Origin of the sequence: Stenotrophomonas sp. 3diitr2024, assembly GCF_042136455.1 — a bacterium.
Taxonomy (GTDB): Bacteria; Pseudomonadota; Gammaproteobacteria; order Xanthomonadales; family Xanthomonadaceae; genus Stenotrophomonas; species Stenotrophomonas sepilia.
Map to the genome: position 1 here is coordinate 1 of NZ_JBHHMJ010000569.1, position 4665 is coordinate 4665.

Annotated in this window: 7 protein-coding genes; 3 read left to right on the forward strand and 4 right to left on the reverse strand. The window is 67.1% G+C overall.

Annotated features, from left to right (window positions below):
• Nucleotides 1-70: 70 nt before the first annotated feature.
• Entirely contained in the window at nucleotides 71-988 is a 918-nt protein-coding gene (locus ABGA94_RS14635) for a LysR family transcriptional regulator (RefSeq protein WP_065185194.1), read from the reverse strand.
• Between the two features lie 97 nt (nucleotides 989-1085).
• Here ABGA94_RS14635 and ABGA94_RS14640 point away from each other — a divergent pair, with 97 nt between their 5' ends.
• Complete coding sequence (locus ABGA94_RS14640; protein WP_375367622.1) at nucleotides 1086-2342, forward strand: SGNH/GDSL hydrolase family protein; 1257 nt, start codon at nucleotides 1086-1088, stop codon at nucleotides 2340-2342.
• A 63-nt stretch (nucleotides 2343-2405) separates the two neighbouring features.
• Here the strand turns inward: ABGA94_RS14640 and fur are convergent, their stop codons facing one another.
• Nucleotides 2406-2813, reverse strand: coding sequence for a ferric iron uptake transcriptional regulator (fur, locus tag ABGA94_RS14645; protein WP_005409235.1), 408 nt, complete (start codon nucleotides 2811-2813; stop codon nucleotides 2406-2408).
• 103 nt (nucleotides 2814-2916) lie between these two features.
• Here fur and ABGA94_RS14650 point away from each other — a divergent pair, with 103 nt between their 5' ends.
• Nucleotides 2917-3309, forward strand: coding sequence for an outer membrane protein assembly factor BamE (locus tag ABGA94_RS14650; RefSeq protein ID WP_005409234.1), 393 nt, complete (start codon nucleotides 2917-2919; stop codon nucleotides 3307-3309).
• A 34-nt stretch (nucleotides 3310-3343) separates the two neighbouring features.
• On the opposite strand, the gene ABGA94_RS14655 is transcribed toward ABGA94_RS14650, so the two are convergent.
• A complete protein-coding gene (locus ABGA94_RS14655; protein WP_005416176.1) occupies nucleotides 3344-3601 on the reverse strand; it encodes an RnfH family protein in 258 nt (85 codons plus the stop codon).
• A gap of 3 nt (nucleotides 3602-3604) precedes the next feature.
• Nucleotides 3605-4030: a type II toxin-antitoxin system RatA family toxin gene (locus ABGA94_RS14660; protein ID WP_005416175.1), complete on the reverse strand. Its 426-nt coding sequence runs from the start codon at nucleotides 4028-4030 to the stop codon at nucleotides 3605-3607.
• A 57-nt stretch (nucleotides 4031-4087) separates the two neighbouring features.
• Between ABGA94_RS14660 and smpB the strand changes: the two genes are divergently transcribed.
• The gene (gene smpB, locus ABGA94_RS14665; RefSeq protein ID WP_005416174.1) at nucleotides 4088-4591 is read left to right on the forward strand and encodes an SsrA-binding protein SmpB; all 504 of its coding nucleotides are present in this window, start codon (nucleotides 4088-4090) and stop codon (nucleotides 4589-4591) included.
• Nucleotides 4592-4665: the final 74 nt, after the last annotated feature.

Here is a 4665-nt window from a genome sequence, read left to right on the forward strand (position 1 = left end):
GCTGGCCGGCAACCCAACACCGGTGGACGATGATCGTGAGGTTGCCGGCCAGCGGCCGGCACTACCCGTATCACCCCAACGGCCGCGCCAGATCCACGTTCTCCACCAGGAAATCGAGGAACGCGCGCACTCGCAGCGGCAGGTAACCGCCCTGCCCGAGGAACACCGCGTGCACCTCTTCCAGGTCACCGGGATTGGCCTCTTCCAACACCGGCAGCAAGCGCCCGGCAGCAATGTCCTCCTGCACCTGGAATGCCGCCAGCCGCGCCATGCCCAGCCCGCCCAGCACCAGCTGGCGCAGCGCATCGCCGTTGCTGGCGCGGGCATTGCCACTGGGCAGCAGCATCCGCTCGCGCCCCTCCTGCAGCAACGGCCACCCCTGCATCGCACGGGCATGGCCGATGTCCAGCCGGTTGTGCGACTGCAGCTCCTCGGCAGTGCGTGGCAGCCCGTGCCGCTGCGCGTAGGCCGGTGCAGCCACGATCATCATCCGCGTCGCGCCCAGCCGTCGCGCCACCAGACTGGAGCTCTTCAGCGGCCCGGCCCGCACTGCCACATCGGTGCGCTGCTCCAGCAGGTCGATCACCTCGTCGTTGAGGGTCAGGTCCACGCCCACCTGCGGGTTACGCTCAAGAAACGCCGGCAGCAGCGGCAACAGGAAATGGCGGCCAAACGGCACGTTGGAGTTGACCCGTAGCCGCCCGCGCGGCTCGGCATGGGCGCTGGCACAACGCTCGGCCTCGTCCAGGTCGGCCAGCACGCGCAGGCCACGCTCGTAGAACGCGCAGCCTTCCGGGGTCAGCTGCAGCTGGCGGGTGGAGCGTTGCAGCAGGCGCGTGCCCAGCCGTTGCTCCAGCCGCGCCACCAGCTTGCTCACCGCCGACGGGGTCATGTCCAGCGTGCGGGCCGCAGCGGAAAAGCCACCGGTCTCGATCACCCGCACGAACACTTCCAGTTCGCCGGATCGGTTGATGTCGGGTCGCGCCATGGCGATGAATCCAGTTCACAGATGATTGTCCGTGCGCAGTCTAGTTCACAGATAAGCACGGAATCACCATGGCGGTCCCTCCACTCGGGACTGCCCGATGAACCGCTTGAGCCAGCTCACCACCACCGCCCTGCTCGCCATGTCCGGCGCCGCCAGTGCCGCATCCGCCCCGCACTGGGTCGCCAGCTGGCAGGCCAGCCCGCAGCCGGTCTGGAACGCGGATTTCCTGTTCCCGACCCTGGTCCCGGCCACGCTGCAGGACCAGACCTTCCGCCAGACGGTGCGTGTCAGCCTGGGCGGCCCGCGGCTGCGGGTGCGGCTGAGCAATGCCTACGGCACCCGGCCGCTGCGGATCGGGGCGGCCAGCGTGGCCGCACGCGCGGGCGCCATCCCGCAACCGCTCAGCTTCGGCGGCCAGCCCGGGGTGTTGATCGGGGCCGGTCAGGAACAGCTGAGCGATCCGCTCCCGCTGGCCACGGATGACCGCCAGGCATTGCAGGTCAGCGTCTTTGTGCCGGGGCCGGCAACCGTTCAGACGTTCCATTGGGAAGGCCGCCAGACCAGTTGGATCGCCCCCGGCGACCAGAGCCGGGCCCAGGCCCTGAGCGCAGCCAGCAGCACCACCGCCCGCCTGCTGCTGACCGGAATTGACGTCGAGGCCGACGCCGACGCGCGCAGCGTAGTGGTGATCGGGGATTCGATCACCGACGGTGCCACCGCCAGCCTCGACCAGGACCAGCGCTGGACCGATCATCTGGCCGCGCGCCTGGCAGCGCGGGGCATAGCCGTGGTGAACGCCGGCATTTCCGGGGGGCGGCTGCTGCGCGACGGCATGGGTGAATCCGCCCTGGTCCGCTTCCGGCGCGACGCGCTGGACCAGCCTGCGGTATCCAGTGTGATCGTGCTGATCGGCATCAATGACATCAGCTGGCCAGGTACCGCATTCGCCCGCAACCAGGCCCGGCCCACGCTGAGCGAGCTGCAGGCGGGGTATCGCGCGCTGGCAGAACAGGCCCGCCGCCGAGGTGTGCGGATCGTGGGCGCTACCTTGCCACCGTTCGCTGGCGCCCTGCCCGGCACGCCGCTGGACGACTACTACCAACCGGACAAGGACACCCTGCGCCGCCAGCTCAATGCCTGGCTGCGCACGGACAGCCCGTTCGACGCGGTGATCGACCTGGACGCGGCGCTGCGCGACCCGGCCGATCCCTCACGGATGGCCGTGGCCTACGACTCCGGCGACCACCTCCACCCGGGTGATGCCGGCAACCGGGCCATGGCTGAGGCGGTGGACCTGGAGATCCTGCTGGGCCGCAAGGGGTCGGATCCCTTACCTGAACGGAAAGGGCTCTGACCCCATCAACGAAAAACCCCGGGCAGGCCCGGGGTTTCGTCGCATCCAGCTGGCCGGAACGGATTACTTGCGCTTCTTGCGCACGTACAGCACCAGCGAGTGCTCTTCCAGCTCGTAGCCATGGTCTGCGGCGATCTTGCGCTGCAGTTCCTCGATCTCGTGGCTTTCGAACTCGATGATCTTGCCACTGTCCACGTCGACCATGTGGTCGTGGTGGCCGCCACGGTCCAGTTCGTAGACCGCCTGGCCGCCCTCGAAATTGTGCTTGAGCACGAGGCCGGCGGCCTCGAACTGGGTCAGCACCCGGTACACCGTGGCCAGGCCGATCTCGTCGCCGTGCTCCAGCAGCTGGCGGTAGATGTCTTCGGCGGTCATGTGGTGCTGGGCATTGCGCTGCTCGAGCAGCGCCAGGATCCGCATCCGCGGATGGGTCACCTTCAGGCCGACTTTACGCAGGTCGTGGGTTTCCATAGGTCTCCGTTCATTGGCGATTTAGCGCCAGCTGCCTCGGATTGGGTCGCGGTGGCACGCCGGGAGTGTATCATCGGTTTGATTTCCCCAACCGCCAGTCCCGATGCGCAATCTCCTGTTGGTCGCCGCCGTCGCCCTGTCCACCACCGGGTGCGGCATCATCTACAAGCAACCCATCTATCAGGGCAACCTGATCCGGGAAGATGCCGTGGCCAAGCTGCAGGTCGGGCAGAGCAAGCAGCAGGTCACCGCGCTGCTGGGCACCCCGTCCATTCCCGACCCGTTCCACGCCCAGCGTTGGGACTACACCTCCAGCCAGCGCGTGAACCGCCTGGGTCGTACCGAAGTGAAGAACTTCGTGGTGTTCTTCGAGAATGACACCGTGACCCGCTGGGAAGGCGATTACTTCCCGGGCAACGACAAGGCCCTGGCCCAGCAGACCGTGCGCCAGTTCGGCCGCAACCTGCCGAAGGACAAGAAGAAGAAGGGCCGCTGAGCCCCCTGCCCGTCCGCAGGTACGGCTGCCGGAATCAACCGCCGAGTGCGCGACGCCGGCGGTTGTCCTTGGGGTCGGCCAGCAACGGGCGCAGCAACTCGATGCGATCACCTTCCAGCAGTGCCTGCTGCGGGCGAGCCAGCACACCATGAACGGCGACGGCGGGGCAATCGGCACTGCCTTCCAGCGCGGCGGCGGCAATGGCGTCGGCCACGGTCGCACCTTCTTCCAGCTGCAAGCGGCGCGACAGCACCCGCTGCGGCCAGGCCAGCACCACCTCGACCTCGATCATCGCTCAGCCCTCGTCGGCGACGCGGACGAAATCGTTGACCATGCGATCGGCCAGCCCCTGGAAGCCGATCGCCAGCGCCGGACCGAGCAGGCGCGAGCTGGGTTCGAACTCCAGGGTCAGGGTGACCTTGCAGGCATCCTCGGCCAGCGCATGGAATTCCCAGCGGCCGTGCAGCTGCTTGAACGGGCCATCGCGCAGCTGCATATCAATGCTGTGCGGGCGCTGCAGGGTGTTCTCGGTCTGGAACCATGTGCTGAACGAGCCCAGGCCCAGGTCCAGTCGCGCCACCAGGCGGTCCTCGCCCTCCTCAACGATCTGGGCAGCAGAGCACCAGCGGAAACGGCGCGGATAGGCCTGGACGTCGTTGACCAGGTCGAACATGCGCGCGGCCGAATGTTCGACCAGGGCGCTGCGGCGGATAGTAGGCATGAATACAGGACGTTTCGGCAATCGACCGGGCGGGCCCGAATCGGAGACAATACGGAAATGAGCAAGAACAGCGGCAAGGATAAAGCAAAGAGCGCGACGGCCAACAAAACCATCGCGTTGAACAAGCGTGCCCGCCACGAATACCACATCGAAGAGCGCTTCGAGGCCGGCCTCGCCCTGCAGGGCTGGGAGGTCAAGTCGATCCGCGCAGGCCGTGGCAACATCATCGATGCCTACGCCTATGTGAAGCGCGGCGAGATCTACCTGATCGGTGCACAGATCACCCCGTTGATCCAGGCCTCCACCCACGTGGTGGCCAATGACCGGCGCGAGCGCAAGCTGCTGCTGCACCGGAACGAGATCGACAAGCTGATCGGCAAGGTCGAGCGCGATGGCTACACGATCGTGCCCACTGCGATGTACTGGAGCAAGAACAAGATCAAGCTCGAAGTCGCGCTGGCCAAGGGCAAGCAGACCCACGACAAGCGCGATGCCGCCAAGGACCGCGACTGGGCGATCGAGAAGCAGCGCGTGATGCGTCGCGGCAACCGCGACGCATGATCACTCCCGTCGGCGCCATGGCGACTGCCAGCGCCGATGAAACGCGCAGGTTGTGCGCGCGCCTGCTGGCCTTC

Bases quoted from the DNA above. Each gene is read 5' to 3' on its own strand.
- ABGA94_RS14635 (WP_065185194.1), bottom strand. From the start codon at position 988: ATGGCGCGACCCGACATCAACCGATCCGGCGAACTGGAAGTGTTCGTG.
- ABGA94_RS14640 (WP_375367622.1), top strand. From the start codon at position 1,086: ATGAACCGCTTGAGCCAGCTCACCACCACCGCCCTGCTCGCCATGTCC.
- fur (WP_005409235.1), bottom strand. From the start codon at position 2,813: ATGGAAACCCACGACCTGCGTAAAGTCGGCCTGAAGGTGACCCATCCG.
- ABGA94_RS14650 (WP_005409234.1), top strand. From the start codon at position 2,917: ATGCGCAATCTCCTGTTGGTCGCCGCCGTCGCCCTGTCCACCACCGGG.
- ABGA94_RS14655 (WP_005416176.1), bottom strand. From the start codon at position 3,601: ATGATCGAGGTCGAGGTGGTGCTGGCCTGGCCGCAGCGGGTGCTGTCG.
- ABGA94_RS14660 (WP_005416175.1), bottom strand. From the start codon at position 4,030: ATGCCTACTATCCGCCGCAGCGCCCTGGTCGAACATTCGGCCGCGCGC.
- smpB (WP_005416174.1), top strand. From the start codon at position 4,088: ATGAGCAAGAACAGCGGCAAGGATAAAGCAAAGAGCGCGACGGCCAAC.